Annotated in this window: 15 protein-coding genes; 7 read left to right on the top strand and 8 right to left on the bottom strand. The window is 65.2% G+C overall.

Going from position 1 to position 15,658, the window contains the following annotated elements:
• Positions 1–26 precede the first annotated feature (26 nt).
• The 3 genes from BCV67_RS06830 to BCV67_RS06840 form a co-directional block, all read right to left on the bottom strand.
• Positions 27–719 (bottom strand): methionine ABC transporter permease, encoded by a 693-nt coding sequence (locus BCV67_RS06830; RefSeq protein ID WP_057626852.1) that lies wholly within the window; start codon positions 717–719, stop codon positions 27–29.
• Entirely contained in the window at positions 716–1,723 is a 1,008-nt protein-coding gene (locus BCV67_RS06835) for a methionine ABC transporter ATP-binding protein (protein WP_062167018.1), read from the bottom strand. Before BCV67_RS06835 ends, BCV67_RS06830 begins: the two co-directional genes overlap by 4 nt.
• Positions 1,724–2,315: 592 nt before the next feature.
• Positions 2,316–3,212 (bottom strand): DMT family transporter, encoded by an 897-nt coding sequence (locus BCV67_RS06840; protein WP_062167019.1) that lies wholly within the window; start codon positions 3,210–3,212, stop codon positions 2,316–2,318.
• A gap of 92 nt (positions 3,213–3,304) precedes the next feature.
• On the opposite strand from BCV67_RS06840, the gene BCV67_RS06845 reads away from it, so the two are divergent.
• From BCV67_RS06845 to BCV67_RS06870, 6 genes are all read left to right on the top strand, one after another.
• Positions 3,305–4,423, top strand: a complete 1,119-nt coding sequence (locus BCV67_RS06845; RefSeq protein ID WP_062167020.1) for a serine hydrolase domain-containing protein — start codon at positions 3,305–3,307, stop codon at positions 4,421–4,423.
• Positions 4,424–4,493: 70 nt separating this feature from the next.
• Positions 4,494–5,369, top strand: a complete 876-nt coding sequence (locus BCV67_RS06850) for a DUF2145 domain-containing protein (RefSeq protein ID WP_231732463.1) — start codon at positions 4,494–4,496, stop codon at positions 5,367–5,369.
• On the top strand, positions 5,366–5,893 hold the full coding sequence (locus BCV67_RS06855; RefSeq protein WP_062167022.1) for a hypothetical protein: 528 nt from the start codon (positions 5,366–5,368) through the stop codon (positions 5,891–5,893). The genes BCV67_RS06850 and BCV67_RS06855 overlap by 4 nt, the downstream gene beginning before the upstream one ends.
• Before the next feature lie 31 nt (positions 5,894–5,924).
• A complete protein-coding gene (locus tag BCV67_RS06860) occupies positions 5,925–6,434 on the top strand; it encodes a hypothetical protein (RefSeq protein ID WP_062167024.1) in 510 nt (169 codons plus the stop codon).
• 593 nt (positions 6,435–7,027) lie between these two features.
• Positions 7,028–7,408, top strand: a complete 381-nt coding sequence (locus BCV67_RS19485; protein ID WP_082746518.1) for a hypothetical protein — start codon at positions 7,028–7,030, stop codon at positions 7,406–7,408.
• A gap of 141 nt (positions 7,409–7,549) precedes the next feature.
• Positions 7,550–8,116 carry a queuosine precursor transporter gene (locus BCV67_RS06870; RefSeq protein WP_062167026.1) on the top strand — a complete coding sequence of 189 codons (567 nt, stop codon included), beginning with the start codon at positions 7,550–7,552 and terminating at the stop codon, positions 8,114–8,116.
• A 76-nt stretch (positions 8,117–8,192) separates the two neighbouring features.
• Here the strand turns inward: BCV67_RS06870 and glnE are convergent, their stop codons facing one another.
• Complete coding sequence (glnE, locus tag BCV67_RS06875; protein WP_062167028.1) at positions 8,193–11,012, bottom strand: bifunctional [glutamate--ammonia ligase]-adenylyl-L-tyrosine phosphorylase/[glutamate--ammonia-ligase] adenylyltransferase; 2,820 nt, start codon at positions 11,010–11,012, stop codon at positions 8,193–8,195.
• A gap of 281 nt (positions 11,013–11,293) precedes the next feature.
• Here glnE and BCV67_RS06880 point away from each other — a divergent pair, with 281 nt between their 5' ends.
• Positions 11,294–12,808, top strand: a complete 1,515-nt coding sequence (locus BCV67_RS06880) for an acetyl-CoA hydrolase/transferase family protein (protein ID WP_062167030.1) — start codon at positions 11,294–11,296, stop codon at positions 12,806–12,808.
• 383 nt (positions 12,809–13,191) lie between these two features.
• Here the strand turns inward: BCV67_RS06880 and BCV67_RS06885 are convergent, their stop codons facing one another.
• The 4 genes from BCV67_RS06885 to BCV67_RS06900 form a co-directional block, all read right to left on the bottom strand.
• The gene (locus BCV67_RS06885; protein ID WP_062167032.1) at positions 13,192–13,530 is read right to left on the bottom strand and encodes a YegP family protein; all 339 of its coding nucleotides are present in this window, start codon (positions 13,528–13,530) and stop codon (positions 13,192–13,194) included.
• A gap of 129 nt (positions 13,531–13,659) precedes the next feature.
• The gene (locus BCV67_RS06890) at positions 13,660–13,917 is read right to left on the bottom strand and encodes a GIY-YIG nuclease family protein (protein WP_062167034.1); all 258 of its coding nucleotides are present in this window, start codon (positions 13,915–13,917) and stop codon (positions 13,660–13,662) included.
• Positions 13,918–13,938: 21 nt separating this feature from the next.
• Positions 13,939–14,382, bottom strand: a complete 444-nt coding sequence (locus BCV67_RS06895; protein WP_156455779.1) for a hypothetical protein — start codon at positions 14,380–14,382, stop codon at positions 13,939–13,941.
• Positions 14,383–14,533: 151 nt separating this feature from the next.
• A complete protein-coding gene (locus BCV67_RS06900) occupies positions 14,534–15,607 on the bottom strand; it encodes a 3-deoxy-7-phosphoheptulonate synthase (protein WP_065868065.1) in 1,074 nt (357 codons plus the stop codon).
• Between the last annotated feature and the right edge of the window lie 51 nt (positions 15,608–15,658).

A 15,658-nucleotide genomic window follows, 5' to 3' on the forward strand; every position in this document is an offset into this window, starting at 1 on the left:
CTGCGTGCTGGCCTGCAGTCATTCCATTACTTGCGGCTGTAATGCGTGACCAGGCGATCGCCCAGCATCTGCAGCAGCTGCACCAGCACCAGCAGCAGCACCACCGTGACCAGCGCCACGTCGGTATGCGAACGCTGGTAGCCGTCGCGGAAGGCCAGGTCGCCCAGGCCGCCGGAACCGATCGCACCACCCATCGCGGTGAAGCCGATCAGCGCGATGGTGGTGACGGTGGCGCCGGCGATCAGGCCCGGCCGCGCTTCCGGCAACAGCACTTTGAAGACCAGCTGTCTGGTGGTCGCGCCCATCGCCTGGCTGGCTTCGATCACGCCGCGATCAACCTCACGCAGTGCGGTTTCAACCAGTCGTGCATAGAACGGCGCCGCGCCCACCACCAGTGGCAGGATCGCGCCGCGCACGCCCAGCGAGGTGCCCATCAGGCCCAGCGTCACCGGGATCAGCACGATCATCAGGATGATGAAGGGCACCGAGCGCAGCAGGTTCACCAGCAGCGCGGTGATGCCGTACACCACCGGCTTGCGATGCAGCTGCGGCGAACCGGTCAGGAACAGCAGCACACCCAGTGGCAAACCAATCGCCAAGGTCAGCGGCAACGAACCGGCCAGCATCAGCAGGGTATCGATGGTGGCTTGGCCGATATCGGCCCACTTGCCGGCATCGAGATGACGGAAGAAGCCTTCCGCAGCAGTTGCAATGATCATCGGCGCAGCTCCTCTACGTGCACACCGGCGGCGACGAAGGCCGCCTGCGCGGCGTTCTGGTCGCCGCCTACAAGGGCAACGGTCAGCTGGCCGTAGGGCGTGTCCTTGATCCGGTCGATACGGCCGGTAAGGATGTTGTAGTCCACCCCGGTGTCGCGGGCGATCTGCCCCAGCAACGGGTCGTAGGTACTGTCACCGAGGAAGGTCAGGCGCACGATGCGGCCGCCGACCGCAGCGTAATCGCGGAGCTGCTCGCCTTCGTCCACATGTTCGGATTCACTGACAAAGCGGCGCGTGGTCGGGTGCTGCGGATGCAGGAACACTTCGGTTACCGGCCCCATTTCGACCATATGGCCGGCATCGAGCACGGCGACACGGTCGCAGACGCGGCGGATCACATCCATTTCGTGGGTGATCAGCACGATGGTCAGGCCCAGGTCGCGGTTGATCTTGCCCAGCAGGGCCAGCACCGAGGCGGTGGTCTGCGGGTCCAGCGCACTGGTGGCTTCGTCGCACAGCAGGATCTGCGGGCGCGTGGCCAGTGCGCGGGCAATGCCGACACGCTGCTTCTGCCCACCGGACAGCTGCGAGGGGTATTTGGCCGCATGCGCTTCCAGCCCGACCATGCGCAGCAGCTCGGCCACGCGTGCATCGATCTCGGCCTTGGGCGTGCCCGCCAGTTCCAGCGGGAACGCCACATTGGCGGCCACGGTACGCGCCGACAACAGGTTGAAGTGCTGGAAGATCATGCCGATGCGCCGGCGCAGCGCGCGCAGGTCGTCGGCTGGCAGCGCGGTGGCGTCCTGGCCATCAATCAACACGCGGCCGCCGCTGGGCTCTTCGAGCCGGTTGATCAGGCGGATCAGGGTCGACTTGCCGGCACCGGAGTGGCCGATGATGCCGAACACTTCGCCGGCCTGGATCTTCAGGTCGAGCGGATGCAGCGCGGTGATCGCGCGGCCGTCGACGGCATAGGACTTCTGCAGGTGCTGGAACTCGATCACTGCCAGGGTAACCGGGGGGCATAAGGAGGGGGCGTGCAGCCTAGCAGCGCCGGGCCGCCGGCGCGCGTGCCGCAAACCGGAATCTTATTCCTTTTGGTTCTAAGTGGACTGGATCGGTGCCGTAAGGTGGCGCTGCCTGCGGTGCTGTTTGTAGGAGCGGCGTCAGCCGCGAAGCAGGTGCACCACCAGATCGCTGCTTGGCTGTTCATCTGGCATCGGCAGCTTTGGGGCTGATGTTGTTTGGGTTTGCCAGGAAAGCCCCTGCCGAGCATGGCTCGGCACTACCCCCTCCCTTCGGCGCAGCCAAGGGGGTGAAGAAGGCCCGTTTGCGCGCCACTGGCGCGCGGCCTGATGAACGACCGAAGGCTGTGCCTTCGGGCCGGACGGGTTGGGGAGAGGTTGGCTTTGAGGCATTTCCGGCAGTGTCAGCTTCGCGGCTGACGCCGCTCCCACAAGCGTTCTGCCCCCTCCCTTGCGCCAAAGGCGGAGGGGAGGGTTGGGGCGGGGTCGGCTCTAAGGCCTTTCCGACAGTGTCAGCTTCGCGGCTGACGCCGCTCCTACAACAACATCGGCCCCTGCCCCGGCCGCTGGCTCAGGGGTGATCGATCTGGTCCGGTCGCTGCGCCCGTTGCACCCGCTCGCGGTGCAGCAGGTACAGGCCGCTGGCGACGATGATGCTGGCGCCTATCCAGGTCCAGCGGTCAGGCAGCTTCTGCCACAGCAGCACGTCCCAGCCGATCACCCAGACCAGGCCGGTGTACTCCAGCGGCGCGATCATCGACGCTTGGCCCAGCTGGAAGGCACGGGTCAGCGCGATCTGGCCCAAGGCGCCGGCCAGGCCCATGCCGGCGATGAGCGCCGCGTGCTTCCATTGCAGCGGCTGCCATTGCGGCCAGGCCAGCAGCCCCGCCCCCACCGCCATGATCAGCAGGAACCAGACCACCATTGATTGCGGGGTATCCGTACGGGTGAGCAGGCTGACCGTTACCGCAGCAATCGCGTAGGCCGTTGCCGCCAGCAGCACCATCAGGCCCGGGAAGGAAATGAAACCGTCCACGCCTGGGCGCAGCACCACCAGCACGCCAACCAGGCCGATGCCGATCGCCACCCAGCGCCGCGGGCCCACGTATTCGCCGAGCAGGGGCACCGACAGCGCGGCCACCAACAAGGGCGCGACAAAGTAGATGGTATAGGCGGTGGACAGTGACAGCGTCCGCAACGCATACACAAAGCAGCCGATCATCACCATGCCGAGCACGCCGCGCAGCAGGTGCAGGCCCCAGCGCACCGGGATGATCGAACGCGGGCCGGCCGTGGCCAGCACCCACACCAGCACGAACGGCAGCGAGGCCGCGCCACGCAGCATGGTGACCTGCAAGGTTGGATAGCTGCTGGACAGCATCTTCATGCCAGCGTCCATGCAGGAGAAGAAAGCAACGGCGGCCAGCATCCAGACAATGGCACGCACAGGGGATTTGGTAGGCGACATGCGCCCATTATCCGCTGCCGGCGCCCGGCTTGCAGACTGTCACCACTAATGGTCGATGCTATGTTCTGGCCATCTCCAGCCAGGTCCGGAACATGCGCAAGTCACTGAACACCCCAGCTGCCACGCCCCGCCTGCTGCGTTTCGCCCCGCTGCTGCTCGCTGTAGTGCCCTGGATTGCCACTGCCGCGCAGGCGCCCAGCGCGGAAGCGCTGGCACAGCTGGATGGTTTTGCGCTGGGGCTGCAGGCCGCCGGGCAGTTCTCGGGCACGGTATTGATCGCCAGCGGCAATGATGTGGTGTTCGAGAAAGCCTATGGCGTGCGCGATGAGCAGCAGGAAACGCCGCTGCAGGTGACCGACCGCTTCAACCTGGCTTCGGCCGGCAAGATGTTCACCAGCGTGGCGATCCTGCAGCAGATCGCTGCCGGCCGCCTCAGCCTGGACAGCAAGGTCGGTGAGGTGCTCAAGGACTACCCCAACCGCCCGTTCGCCAATGAGGTGAGCGTGCGCCAGTTGCTGACACACAGCGCCGGTGCGGGTGATATCGACGAGCTGTTCGGCGCCGAGCACGATGCCGATCGCGCGCGGCTGCGCAGCCTGGAAGAGATGGTTGCACTGCATGCCGGGCGCGCACCGGAGTTCGCGCCCGGCAGCGCGCAGAAGTACGGCAACTTTGGCTATCTGGTATTGGGACGGATGCTGGAAGTGCTCTCCGGGCAGGACTTCGAGAGCTACATTCGCCAGCACGTACTGCAGCCGGCAGGCATGCAACAAACCGGTTTCGTGGATTGCGACGATCCCGCAGCCGATCTCGCCCGGGCCTATGTGGACGTGGATGGCAAGCGCGTGCGCAACTGCGCCACGCAACCCGGCCGCGGCCTGCCCGCCGGCGGCGAAGTGGGCAGCGCGCGCGACATGTTCCGCTTCGTGCAGACCTTGAACGCCGGCAAGCTGCTGCCGCCTGCACTGTTCGAGCAGGCCACCCGCACCCAGCGCGAGTTCATGGGCCTGGGCTTTTTCGCCACCGGCTACGGCAAGGACGTGCCGGCCCGCGACTTCCGCTGGGGTCATGGTGGCAGCACCGACGGTGTCTGCACCGACGTACGCCATTACCCCGCAACCGGCGAAACCGTGATTGTGCTGTCCAACAAGGATGCGCCGGCCTGTTTTGCGGTATCCGGCCTGCTGCATGCGCAATGGAAGCAGCCTTGAGCAAGCATGCCGGCAAAGGCCACCGACGGCTAACGAATATTTGCCAATCACCATGCAAGGATGCGCGCCGATGAAACCTCGCACGACACTATTGCTGGCAGCCTCACTGAGCCTTGCCACCCTCACCGCCCCGGTATTCGCGCAACAGGCCTGCAGCCCGCGTTACCCGCCGCCGACCACCATTGCCGCGATGTTCGACATGGCCGCGGTCACCGCCGATACCCTCGATGCCCTGCCCGGCGTGGATGTGGTCCTGGCCGCGCGCGGTGGCCAGGATCTGAGCAAGTACGGCCTGCGTCACAGCCACCTGGCCTTTCTGGTCCGTAACGACAGCGGCAGCTGGGACGTGGTGCACCTGCTGAACCGCTGCAAGAGCGACAACTCGGACCTGTACCGCGAAGGCCTGGTGAACCTGGTTGGCGAAAGCTCGATCACCACCGACCTGCGCGTGGGCATCCCCACGCCGGAAGTACGCACCGCATTGAAGACGCTGCTCAGCGGTGATGCGCGCAACGCGCGCGCCCTGCATGAGCCGCGCTACAGCATGCTGGCTTACCCGGGCAGCAGCGAGTACCAGAATTCCAACCAGTGGATTCTGGAAGTCACCGCAGCGGCAATGGCCAAGGCGGCAGGCGAACCGACTCTGGACAACCGCGATACCGCCCTGGCCTGGCTCAAGCAGAAAGGCTATACGCCCACGCGCATGCACATCGGCATCGGCAAGCGCCTGGGCGCGCGCTTCTTTGCCGACAACGTGGCAGTCACCGACCATCCGGCCAGTGAGCGCATTTCCGGCAACTACTCGGTGGTGACGGTGGAATCGGTCTTCGACTTCCTGCACCGCAGCGGCGCCCTGGAACGCGAACTCGCCGTTGCCCACCAGACCCCGGTGCCGGCCATGGCCGGCACGTCTTCCCCCTTACAACGACAGGAGTCCACCCCATGAAGCATCTGCTCAAGAGCAGCGCCCTCGCCTTTGCCCTCGCCGCCAGCCTCGGCCTGGCGCCCGGCCAGGCAGGTGCTGAAGGCTTCAACCTCAATGGCTCGCAGGCCTCGATGCTGGTGACCGGCTCCAGCGTGGTGATGGTTGTTTCCGGGCCGATCTTCCTGTCCGCCGCCGGTGTGCGTGGCGCGGCCGACATGTCCAAGGAATCCAGGGAACGTCGCGAGGAAAAGCGCCGCATCAGCGCCGGGCCATTGCCCGACCTGGAAGTGAAGTCGATTGAAACCGCCACCGACGGCGGCCGCCGCGTGACGCTGGAAGATCCGGCCAATGCCGAGAACCGCGCCACCCTGCAATGGCCCAAGCGCGAGGACGACCCGGCCGCGGGTTTCAACGTGGGTGCCAAGATCGCCTTCCAGCCCAGCCCGCAGGGCGCGGGCTGGATGCTGCGCAATCCCGAAGGTGCGGCGCTGGCCTTCGTGCCGACCATCGAGGCGGTGGATGAAAGCCGCACCCGCACACTTTGATCATTGTCCTGACGTCGCTGAGGAGCTCCCCATGAAACCCCTGTTTTCCCTGTTTGCATTCGCCGCCCTCAGTGGCCTGCTGGTGATTGCGCCGGCGCGTGCCGGTGACGGCCTGAACCGTTCGGAAGTCAGCACCCTGGTGACCTCTGCTGGCGCATCGATGCTGGTCTCGGCGCCGTTGCTGCTGGCGGCATCGGCGGCGGACAAGTCGTCCACGGCGTCATCGCAATCCGGCCAAGGCCAGGCCCGGCGTGTCAGTGCCGGCCCGTTGCCGGACATGAAGGTTGAAGCGGTCACCCAGGACGCCGATGGTGGCCGCAGCGTTGCGCTGGCAGACCCACTGGACGCGGCCAACACCGCCACGCTGCATTGGCCACAGCGCGAGGACAACCCGGCATCAAACTTCGTGCTGGGCCAGACCGTAGCATTCACCCCCAGCCCGCAGGGCGCTGGCTGGATGCTGCGGGCCGAGGATGGCGCGGTACTGACCTTCGTGCCGGCGATTGAAGCGGCACAGGTGAGCCATAGCGGGAAGCTCTGAACATCCGGCAATGCAGGCCGGGGCAATCCGCACATGCTTGATTGCTTGCTTCGCCCGCTTGCAGGAGAAGGTGCGTCAGATCGCAAACATGCCGGATTACTCCCTTCTCCCGCTTGCGGGAGAAGGTGCTTCAGATCGCAAACATGCCGGATTACTCCCTTCTCCCGCTTGCGGGAGAAGGTGCCCGAAGGGCGGATGAGGGGGCTTTGGCTTTGGCTTTTTGAAATTGAAACGCCAGCAAGGCCAACGGCACAAGCAAACGCGGCACTCACCACAACCCCTCTCCCGTGAACGGGAGAGGGGCTAGGTCCGCGAGATCGCAAGCAACCTGCAGTACACGCAATGCTTGTCACTTTCAGATTGTAGAAATGCTTGGAGCCTTCCTTCTCCCGCCTGCGGGAGAAGGTGCCCGAAGGGCGGATGAGGGGGCTTTGGCTTTGGCGTTTTGAAACTGAAACGCCAGCAAGGCCAACGGCACAAGCAAAAGCGGCCCTCACCCCAACCCCTCTCCCGTGAACGGGAGAGGGGCTAGGTCCACGAGATCGCAAGCTATCTGCAGTACACGCAATGCTTACCACTTTCAGACTATAGAAATGCTTGGAGCCTTCCTTCTCCCGCTTGCGGGAGAAGGTGCCCGAAGGGCGGATGAGGGGGCTTTGGCTTTGGCTTTGGCTTTGGTTTTGGTTTTGGCTTTGGCTTTGGCTTTGGTTTTGGCTTTGGTTTTGGTTTTGGCTTTGGTTTTGGCTTTGGTTTTGGCTTTGGCTTTGGTTTTGGCTTTGGCTTTGGTTTTGGCTTTGGCTTTGGCTTTGGCTTTGGCTTTGGTTTTGGCTTTGGTTTTGGCTTTGGTTTTGGCTTTGGCTCTGAGCTTTTACTTCTCAAAGCTCAAACGCAAGCGAAGCCGACGGCACAAGCAAAAGCCGCCCTCACCCCAACCCCCCTCTCCCGTGAACGGGAGAGGGGCTAGGTCCGCTTGATCGCAGGCAGCGTGCACTCCTGTGGCCGTTGACATCTCCCCAGACCCACACCCGTTACAATATGCGCCTACCTGCCCTCTTGGGCACGGCCTTCCCCTTCTTTATTGATGCGGTGCCTAACGGCGCTGCCTGTGCCCGTTCATGTCCTCACATCCGTCCATCCGCTTCGCCCCGCTGACCCCCACCTCGCTGCTGCTGGCCGTGCTGGCAATGGGTGCCGTGGTGCTGGGTTCGAATGTGCTGGTGCAATACCCGATCAATGACTGGCTTACCTGGGGGGCGTTCAGCTATCCGATCGCGTTCCTGGTCAGCAACCTGATCAATCGCCGCTTTGGCCCGCAGGCGGCACGCCGCGTGGCCTGGGCCGGCTTTGCGGTAGCGGTGGTGCTGTCGGTGTGGATCGCCACCCCGCGTATCGCGGTGGCTTCCTGTTCGGCCTTCATCGTCGCGCAGCTGCTGGACATCACCGTGTTCGATCGCCTGCGCGCCGGCAACTGGTGGCGTGCACCGATGGTCGCGACCACCTGCAGCGCCACGGTCGATACGGCCATCTTCTGGTCGATTGCTTTCGCCGGCTCGCAGCTGCCGTGGATCAGCTGGGCAGCTGGCGATCTGGCCGTGAAGCTGGCCATCGGCATCTGCCTGCTGGCGCCGTTCCGTGCGCTGCTGTGGAAGATGGCGCCTTTGAAGCCAGGAACCAGAGGCTAGAAACGAGGAACCATTGAGCAGCGACTGCGCTCTCTACGTTGCTGGTTCCTGATCTCCAGTTCCTGGCAGTCAACTTCTAGCCTTTCGACGCTGGAAAAGGCAGCCCCTGGGCAAGTGCCGCCGCTGTGATCGCCGCGCAGGCGGCCTCGATTTCCTGCGTGGGCACCACAATGCGTGGGCGCCTGTCGAGGGTGCAGCTCAGGCCCGCGTCCAGCAACGTCGCATGTGCGTCGTGCAGAGCCGCTGCGGTCTGCGCCGGCAGCCAACCTGCCTTGGCCAGCGCCGTAATCAGGAACGGGGTTTCCCTCGGTTCGCACAGCGCCGGGGCGTGCTGCGCCTGCGACAGCACGCCGGTCTGCAGCACGAACTCCAGGTCCACCAGGCCACCGGCACCCTGCTTCAGATCCAGCCGTGCCGCATCGCTGCGGTCCAGCTCGGCGCGCATGCGCCCGCGCATTTTCAGGACATCGCCAAACAAGGTCTCCGGGTCGCGCGCGCGGCTCAAGGTGGCGGTGCGTACCTGTTCGAAATCCGCCAGCAACGTTGCATCACCGGCAATGCCGCGCGCGCGCACCAGCGCCTGGTGCTCCCAGGTCCAGGCACGTTCGCGCTGGTACTCGGTATAGCTGGCCAGCGAAGACACCAAGGCACCCTTGCCCCCGTCAGGGCGCAGCCGCACATCGATGTCGTACAGGCGGCCAGCGGCGGTCACCGCGCCGAGCAGGGCCATCACCTTCTGCGCCAGGCGTGCGAACCAGCGGCCGCTGTCCAAGGGGCGCCGGCCATCACTGCCGTCCACGCCCGCCGGGCTGTCGTACAGGAACACCAGGTCCAGGTCCGAGCCGAACCCCAGTTCGACCCCGCCCAGGCTGCCATAGCCGATGATCGCGAACCGCCCGCCCGGCACTTCACCATGCGCCTGCAGCATGTCTGCATGCGCCATCTGCAACACCGTCACCACCACCGCATCGGCCAGCAGCGCCAGCTGATGGGTGCAGTCCACCGCCCGCTGGCGGCCATCGTGGAAGGCCAGCGCCATGCGGAAGCTCAGCGCAAGGCGCACTTCATTGAGCTCGCGCAGCGCCGCTTCCGGGTCGTCGATGGACAGTGCGCTGGCACAGGCGGCGCGCATCTCCTGGGCGTCGGGCATCGGCCCGGCGACGCGGGTGTCGAGCAACTCGTCCAGCAGCAGCGGGAACGCCACCAGCCGCTCCGACAACAACGCGCTGCGCGCCAGCACGTTGACCAGCCGGTTCAGTGCGCTGGGCTGCTCATCGAGCAGCGCCAGGTAACTGGTACGGCGCAGGATCGCCTGCAGCAGGCCGAGCACGCGGCGCAACGCGGCATCCGGCTGCGGCGAGCGGGTAGCGGCATGCAGCAGCGCCGGCAGTACCCGGTCCAGGCGCGCACGGGCGCTGTCGGAAAGGGATTTCACGCCCAGCGACTGGGCGAATTCGCGCAGCGATTGATCGGCGCCATTGGCATCGGTGAAACCGGCGTCAGCCAGCACCTCCGCACTGCCGCCACCGGGCAGCACCCGCCAATAGCTGGACAGCGCATCCGGCGCGGCCTGGCCACGCCGCGGTGCCAGCAGGGCGTCGAACTCGACGCCGACGCGCGCACGCTGCTGGTCCAACGCCGCCAGCAGCGCGTCCCAGCTGGCATGGCCCAGGCCCAGCGCGATCCGCGTGCGGTCCAGCGCGTCGTTGGGCAGGCAATGGGTCTGCGCGTCACGCAGCATCTGCAGGCGATTCTCTACCCGGCGCAGGAAACGGTAGGCCTGGATCAGGTCCTCACCATCGCTGGCCGCCATCTGCGCGCCTTCGACCAAGGCGCGCAATGCCGGCAGCAGCCTACGTTCGCGCAGCGCCGGTTCGCGACCGCCACGGATCAGCTGCAGCGCCTGGGCAAGGAATTCGATTTCGCGGATGCCGCCGGGGCCACGCTTGATGTCGTCCAGGCGGTCCTTGCGTGCAACCTCGGCGGTGATCGCCGCCTTCATCTCGCGCAGGCCATCGAGCGCGGTGAAATCCAGATATCGGCGGTAGACGAAGGGACGCAGCGTCTCCAGCCAGGCTTCGCCGGCGGCGATGTCGCCGGCTACCGCGCGCGCCTTGATCCAGGCATAGCGCTCCCAGTCGCGGCCTTCGCGCTGGAAATACTGGTCCATGCCGGCGAACGACAGCGCCACCCGACCGGCACTGCCGAAAGGGCGCAGGCGCAGGTCAACGCGATGGCAGAAACCTTCGGCCGTGGTTTCATCCAGCAAGCGCGCCAGGCGCTGGCCGAGCCGGGCGAAATATTCCTCGGCCGCCAGCGGGCGGGCGCCATCGGACTCGCCGTTCTGCGGGTAGGCGTAGACCAGATCGATGTCGGAAGAGAAATTCAGCTCGCCACCGCCCAGCTTGCCCAGCCCGAACACCACCAGCTGCTGCGCACTGCCATCGGCTGCACGCACTTCGCCATGGCGGCTGGCGAACTCCTGCGCCAAGGCCGACAGGCCCAGCGACAGGCACTCCTCGGCCAAGCGGGTGGCGCCGGCCAGGGTGGCATCCACGTCGTCCAGTTCCAGCAGGTCCCGCCAGATCAGCCGCGTCGAGGCGGCCGCGCGATAGCGACGCAACTGGGTCGGCCAGGCGCTGGGCTGCAGCGGGTCCAGTACCGGCAACGGCAGCGGCGCGGGATCGGCCTGCGCCAGCAACGGCAGCAGCTCCGGCTGCCGGCACAGGGTATCGATGGCGAAATCGCTGGCAATCGCCAGCTGCCGCAGGCCCGCATCAAACGCCGCCGAGGGCGGCCATAGCGCCGGGTCGGGCGCGGCCAGCTTGAGCCGGGCCAGGGCACGCTCGATTACAGGCTGAACAGATTCAGGTGTTGCGGGGGCAGATTGATTCATCCACCGATTCTGGCATCTGCGGGTCGGCGGTCGCCATCTCCGCCGATAAGGCAATAAAAAAGCCCGCTGACAGCGAACTGTCAGCGGGCCTTGCTCCCTCCCCCACGTCGGGATGCAGGGCGATCGTGCGGGCTGTGCGGACAACTTGCACGCTGCAGTGCAAAACAATACTGGGCAGTACAAGAGCAAGGGGCCCGCGAAAACCATCCCACCAAGGTAGAACCCCCCTGTACCCGCCGAACGGCGATAATCAGCAATCCCCCCAACAAACCGTAGTGGTCATGTCTGTCGAACGTATTTTGGACCCGCGCCTGCGCGACCGCGTCGTTTCCGCCGAACAAGCCGCCGCTTTCATCCAGCCGGGCGAAACCGTGGCGATGAGCGGTTTCACCGGCTCCGGCTACCCCAAGGCGGTGCCGCTGGCGCTGGCGCAGCGCATCGAAGAGGTGCACGCCGCCGGCCAGCCGTTCCAGATCAAGCTGATGACGGGCGCGTCGACCGCGCCGGAACTCGACGGCGCGCTGGCCAAGGTGGATGCCATCGCGATGCGCATGCCGTTCCAGACCGACCCGGATGCACGCAAGCGCATCAACGAAGGCAAGCTGGACTACATCGACATCCACCTTTCCCACGTTGCCCAGCACGTGTGGTTCGGCTTCTACGGTGATATCGACACGGCGGTGATCGAAGTCTCGGCCATCCGCGAAGACGGCTCGCTGGTGCCTTCCACCTCGGTCGGCAACAACAAGACCTGGCTGGACCTGGCCAAGAAAGTGATCATCGAGGTCAATGAGTGGCAGCCCGAAGGCATGGAGGGCATGCATGACATCTACTATGGCACCGCGCTGCCGCCGCACCGCAAGCCGATCCCGCTGATCCACGCCAATGACCGCATCGGCCAGACCACGCTCAACGTGGATCCGGACAAGATCGTGGCGGTGGTGCGCACCAATGGCCCGGACCGCAACAGCCCGTTCAAGCCCATCGACGAAGACAGCCGGCTGATTGCCGGCCATCTGATCGAGTTCCTCAAGCACGAAGTGGCCAAGGGCCGCCTGCCCGCCAACCTGCTGCCGCTGCAGTCGGGCGTGGGCAATATTCCCAATGCAGTGCTTGCCGGCCTGGCCGAAAGCGGCCTGCGCGGCTTGACCTCGTTCACCGAGGTAATCCAGGACGGCATGCTGGATCTGCTCAAGTCCGGCGTGCTCGACTACGCCTCGTGCACCGGTTTTGCGCTGAGCCCGGAGGCCAACGAAGAGTTCAAGCGCAACATCGCGTTCTACCGCGAGCGCATCATCATGCGCACGCAGGAGATCTCCAACCATCCGGAACTGGTGCGTCGCCTCGGCTGCATCGGCATGAACGGCATGATCGAGGTGGACCTGTACGGTAACGTCAATTCCACCCACGTGATGGGCAGCCGCATCATGAACGGCATCGGCGGCTCGGGTGACTTCACCCGCAATGGTTTCCTGTCCACCTTCCTGAGCCCATCGATGGCCAAGGGTGGTTCGATCTCTGCAATCGTGCCGATGGTCAGCCACGTCGACCACACCGAGCACGATGTTTCCATCATCGTCACCGAGCAGGGCCTGGCCGATCTGCGCGGGCTGCCGCCGCGTGCACGTGCGCGCCAGGTGATCGACAACTGTGCGCATCCGGACTACCGCGACCAGCTCAACGATTACTTCGACCGCGCCTGCCGCGACAGCTACGGCAAGCACACCCCGCACCTGCTGCCGGAAGCCTTGTCCTGGCACCAGCGCTATATCGATACCGGCACGATGAAGGCCTGATTGGTCGTTCTTGAATGCATGAAAAAGCCCGGCAATGCCGGGCTTTTTCTTTCTTCGGGGAGGTTTGGAAATCCGAAGGTATAGGTCTTCGACTCACCCTCTCCCCAACCCCTCTCCCGTAAAGGGAGAGGGGCTACGAGATCACGCGTACTGTGAAGTGCAGGCGCTGCGGTTTTTGCTTTGAAGTCCCTCTCCCGTAAAGGGAGAGGGGCCATGAGATCACGCGTACTGTGAAATGCCGGCGCTGCGGCTTTTGCTTTGAAGCCCCTCTCCCGTAAAGGGAGAGGGGCCATGAGATCACGCGTACCGTGAAGTGCAGGCGCTGCGGCTTTGGCTTTGAAGCCCCTCTCCCTTTACGGGAGAGGGGTTGGGGAGAGGGCGCTCTACCCCGCCGTTTTGTCCTTGATCATGGTGCTGGGGCCATTGCCCTTGACGCTGGTGATGCCGGCTTCCCGCGCGGCCTGCGAGGCATACATCTGGCTGCTGCCGATCACCTGGTGATTGGCCGCTTTCAGATTGAAATGGTAGCGCCCGTCGCTGGCGGTCTTGCGCTCGTAGTGCGCTTCATCAGGGCTGTTCTTCTGTACCGAGGCGATGCCGTTCTCGGCCGCTGCGCGGGTGGTGTAACGCTCGCTGGTCAGGATGACCTCGGCGTTGCCTGCCTTGAGCACGAAATAGAACTGGCCGTCGCTGCTCTTGTCCAACTCATACCAACCTGCCATTGCAATACCCCGCTTGAGGATGATGCCGGCACGCTGCCGCCCTGCTACCGCCGCCGCATGCGTGGCTGTTGCCCGGGTAACCGGACGTTGGAAGCCGCTAGCTGCCGCGGCTACAGGTGCGACTCTACCTCAATCTTCTGTCCGTTCCAGCCACGCCAATTTGCGCTCGCGCGGCAGCTGCTTGATCTGCCATTCCGCGCGGGACGCGGCCGAGCGGTCCGCGTAGGAACGGCTGGCCAGCACCCGCAGCGGCGGGTGCGCGCGGGTGTAGCGCGCACCCTTGCCGGCAGCATGGGCCAGGAAACGGGCGTCCACATCGGTGGTGATACCCGCGTAGTAACTGCCATCACGGCATTCCAGCAGATACAGAAACCACAGACCCTTCACCTGCTCCTGCTCCCTGCCGGCTTACAGACTGGCCGCGTCAGCAATCTTGCACAGGCCTTCGCCGACAGCCTTGTTGGAAGTCATCTGACCGCCCTTGATGCTGAAACGCACTTCCACACGGACGCTGCCGTCAGGCTGACGACGCACGGTGGTGCGCAGCGGCACGGTCGAACCGCCGCCACCGCGGACCGGATTCTCGGCAGCGATATAACCGGTGGTCTCGTTCGGGTAGACACCCACCATGCCTTCGGCCTCGATCGCGGCAACGGTCTTGGCAAACGCAACCGGGTAGCTGACGCCTTCATGGTCGGTCGATGCCAGGAACTGCTTGCCGGTAGTGAAACCACCCGCCACCGACAGGTTCTGCAGGCAGCCGCTGCCCGAGTCCACAACTTCCTTCTTGGCCAAGGCCAGGGTCGGCACCAGTGTCAGGGCCAGCGCCAGGGTGCACATACGTGTACGCATTACTTCCTTCTCCTTGGAGCGGTGTTCAGTAGGCTTCCTGCCCCGAGACGGTGCTCCCCCTGTCCCAACAGCAGGCGGGAGGCCTACCGCCTCCCGCCGCGTAAACTACTTGGACTGCACTCCGCGCGCCAGTGAAACCCTCACTTGAGGCTCAGGCCGCGGCTTCCAGCTGGGCCCGGCGACGGCTGCGAACCGCATCGGCCAGGCGCTCCAGCACCTGCACGGTGCTGTCCCAGTCGATGCAGCCGTCGGTGATGCTCTGGCCGTAGACCAGTGGCTGGCCTTCGACCAGGTCCTGGCGGCCGGCCACCAGGTGGCTCTCCACCATCACCCCGACAATGCGCTGCTCGCCGGCTTCCAGCTGGGCGGCGATGTCGTCGATCACCTTGGGCTGGTTTTCCGGCTTCTTGCTGCTGTTGGCATGGCTGGCGTCGATCATCAGCCGCGCCGGCAGCTGCGACTTGGCCAGCACCTCGCTGGCGGCCTGCACGCTGGCCGCGTCGAAATTCGGGGTCTTGCCGCCGCGCAGGATCACATGGCAGTCCGGGTTGCCCTGGGTGGCCACGATGGCGGTGCCGCCTTCCTTGGTCACCGACAGGAAATGGTGCGGATGCGAGGCCGCGCCAACCGCATCGGTGGCGATCTTCACATCGCCGGTGGTGCCGTTCTTGAAGCCGACCGGGCACGACAGCCCGGAGGCCAGCTCGCGGTGCACCTGGCTTTCGGTGGTGCGCGCGCCGATTGCGCCCCAGGCCACCAGGTCGGCGATGTACTGCGGCGAGATCACATCGAGGAATTCCACGCCGGCCGGCAGGCCAAGGCGGTTGATGTCACGCAACAGGCCACGAGCAACGCGCAGGCCCTTGTTGATGTTGAAGCTGCCGTCCAGGTCCGGATCGTTGATCAGGCCCTTCCAGCCCACCGTGGTGCGCGGCTTTTCGAAGTACACGCGCATCACGATTTCGAGTTCACCACTGAGCGCATCACGCAGCGGACGCAGGCGCTGCGCATATTCCATCGCCGCCACCGGATCGTGGATGGAACACGGGCCCACCACCACCGCAAGCCGGTCATCCTGGCCGTGCAGGATGCGGTGCAGCGAGGCGCGGGCATCGGCCACGGTCTGCGAGGCCTGCTCGTCACAGGGCAACAGCGACAGCAGCTGCGCCGGTGAGGTGAGTGGTTCAAGTTTGCGGATGCGAAGATCGTCGGTGTGGGGGGGCATGGGGGGTCTCCAGTTCAAAACAGTGAATGGTTCTGCCCCAGCGTGGCGGCA

Origin of the sequence: Stenotrophomonas nitritireducens, from assembly GCF_001700965.1 — a bacterium.
GTDB lineage: Bacteria > Pseudomonadota > Gammaproteobacteria > Xanthomonadales > Xanthomonadaceae > Stenotrophomonas > Stenotrophomonas nitritireducens_A.

What these genes read in the sequence shown, in the direction of transcription:
- BCV67_RS06870 (WP_062167026.1), top strand. Translation starts at nt 7,550, where the DNA reads ATGTCCTCACATCCGTCCATCCGCTTCGCCCCGCTGACCCCCACCTCG.
- BCV67_RS06855 (WP_062167022.1), top strand. Translation starts at nt 5,366, where the DNA reads ATGAAGCATCTGCTCAAGAGCAGCGCCCTCGCCTTTGCCCTCGCCGCC.
- BCV67_RS06885 (WP_062167032.1), bottom strand. Translation starts at nt 13,530, where the DNA reads ATGGCAGGTTGGTATGAGTTGGACAAGAGCAGCGACGGCCAGTTCTAT.
- BCV67_RS06895 (WP_156455779.1), bottom strand. Translation starts at nt 14,382, where the DNA reads ATGCGTACACGTATGTGCACCCTGGCGCTGGCCCTGACACTGGTGCCG.
- BCV67_RS06840 (WP_062167019.1), bottom strand. Translation starts at nt 3,212, where the DNA reads ATGTCGCCTACCAAATCCCCTGTGCGTGCCATTGTCTGGATGCTGGCC.
- BCV67_RS06860 (WP_062167024.1), top strand. Translation starts at nt 5,925, where the DNA reads ATGAAACCCCTGTTTTCCCTGTTTGCATTCGCCGCCCTCAGTGGCCTG.
- BCV67_RS06830 (WP_057626852.1), bottom strand. Translation starts at nt 719, where the DNA reads ATGATCATTGCAACTGCTGCGGAAGGCTTCTTCCGTCATCTCGATGCC.
- BCV67_RS06845 (WP_062167020.1), top strand. Translation starts at nt 3,305, where the DNA reads ATGCGCAAGTCACTGAACACCCCAGCTGCCACGCCCCGCCTGCTGCGT.
- BCV67_RS06900 (WP_065868065.1), bottom strand. Translation starts at nt 15,607, where the DNA reads ATGCCCCCCCACACCGACGATCTTCGCATCCGCAAACTTGAACCACTC.
- BCV67_RS19485 (WP_082746518.1), top strand. Translation starts at nt 7,028, where the DNA reads ATGCTTGGAGCCTTCCTTCTCCCGCTTGCGGGAGAAGGTGCCCGAAGG.
- glnE (WP_062167028.1), bottom strand. Translation starts at nt 11,012, where the DNA reads ATGAATCAATCTGCCCCCGCAACACCTGAATCTGTTCAGCCTGTAATC.
- BCV67_RS06850 (WP_231732463.1), top strand. Translation starts at nt 4,494, where the DNA reads ATGAAACCTCGCACGACACTATTGCTGGCAGCCTCACTGAGCCTTGCC.
- BCV67_RS06880 (WP_062167030.1), top strand. Translation starts at nt 11,294, where the DNA reads ATGTCTGTCGAACGTATTTTGGACCCGCGCCTGCGCGACCGCGTCGTT.